The 1,710-nt window shown below is 73.2% G+C and carries 1 protein-coding gene; it reads left to right on the plus strand.

Annotated elements, in window-relative coordinates; all coding sequences use genetic code 11:
* On the plus strand, nt 1–1,710 hold a 1,710-nt coding region (locus MR1_RS19060), incomplete at both ends, for a transglutaminase-like domain-containing protein (protein WP_067250865.1).

The raw sequence follows: 1,710 nt of genomic DNA on the forward strand, positions 1-1,710 counted from the left end.
GGCGGCGTCGGCGCGGCCACCGCGGCGGTCGCGGCGCCGACCGAGCCGCGACACGTGTTCCGCGACGTCGTCATCCCGCCGTTCGACGTGCACCAGTACCCGAGCCCGCTGCAGGGCTTCCGCGGCTACGTGAAGGACCATCGCGAGGACACGCTCTTCACCGTCGAGGGGCTGCCCGAAGGTGCGCGTGTGCGCCTGGGCACCATGGACCAGTACACCGGCGTCGTCTACGACGTCTCGGATCGGGGGATCGGCTCCTCGGGCGGGTTCACCCCGCTGCGCGGCAACATGTCCGCCGACGCCGAGGGGACGCCGGTGACCCTGCGGTTCTCGGTCCAGGACTACCGGGGGGTCTGGGTCCCGGACGCGGGCGCGGTGCGCGAGATCGCCTATGGCGGCACCCGCGGCGAGGAGCTTCGCCGCAGCACCTACTACAACGACGCCACCGGGACCGCCGTCACGACGGCCCGCCTCGGCGAGGGCGACTCCTACACCGTGGAGGCGATCCTGCCGCGCGAGTTCTCCGACGAGGAGCTGGCGGACCAGGGGTTCGGCCACGTCGTGATGCCGAAGCAGAGCGGCGTCCCCGACGACGTCGCGACCCTCGCGTCGGAGGCGGTGGAGAACGCGAAGACGCCGATCGAGCAGGTCAGGGCGCTGGAGACCTACTTCCACGAGGGCGGCTTCTTCAGCCACGGCCTCGACGGCGAGGTGCTCTCGCGCGCCGGACACACCGCGGAGCGGCTGAGCACCCTCCTCGCCGGGGACCAGATGATCGGCGACGACGAGCAGTACGCCGCCCTGATGGCGCTGTTCGCGCGCGAGCTCGGCATGCCGGCCCGCGTCGTCATGGGGTTCTACCCCGAGGAGGGCAAGGAGAGCGGCACGTTCGCCGCGACGGGCGACGACGTGCACGCGTGGGTCGAGGTGAACTTCGATCGTGCGGGATGGGTCGTGTTCGATCCGACGCCGCCGGAGGACCAGGTCCCGAACGAGCAGACCACCAAGCCGAAGGTGAACCCGAAGCCGCAGGTCCTGCAGCCGCCGCCCCCGCCCCAGGAGCCGGTGGACCTCCCGCCGACGCTTCCGGACCAGCGCGAGGGCGAGGACGGCAGCTCCGAGATCCTGGGCATCATCGGGATCATCCTGGCCGTCGCCGGCGGCGTCCTGCTGCTGCTTGCGATCCTGCTCGCGCCGTTCATCGTCATCGGGGCGTGGAAGGCCGCCCGTCGGCGCAAGCGGCGCACGGCGGAGGCGGCCGCCGACCGGATCAGCGGAGGCTGGGACGAGCTGGCCGATCGCGCGGTCGACTACGGAGCGCGGATCCCCGCCGGAGCGACCAGGGCGGAGGAGGCGGAGCACGTGGCGCAGTCGCTCACGCTGCCTGCGGCCACCGTCCTCGCCGACCGGGCCGATGCGAGCGTGTTCGGTCCGACGGACCCGACGCCCGAGGACATCGACGCGTTCTGGGGCGAGGTCGACGAGATCGTCGGCGGCATGGGGAAGCAGGCCGGCCTGCGGCGCAGGCTCGCTGCCCGGCTGAGCCTGCGTTCGCTGCTGGGCGGCTCCCGGCTGTCGCGGGGCGTCGGCGCGCTGCGCGCCGCGGCGACCGAGCGCGTGCGCCGCAGACCTGGCACGATCGGGGGAGGCGCCGCCGCCCGACCCGGTGACGCCGCCCGCGATGACGGCGACAGCGAGAGCGAGACATCA

The sequence above is a fragment of the Microbacterium resistens NBRC 103078 genome (assembly GCF_001552355.1).
Classification (GTDB): Bacteria; Actinomycetota; Actinomycetes; order Actinomycetales; family Microbacteriaceae; genus Microbacterium; species Microbacterium resistens.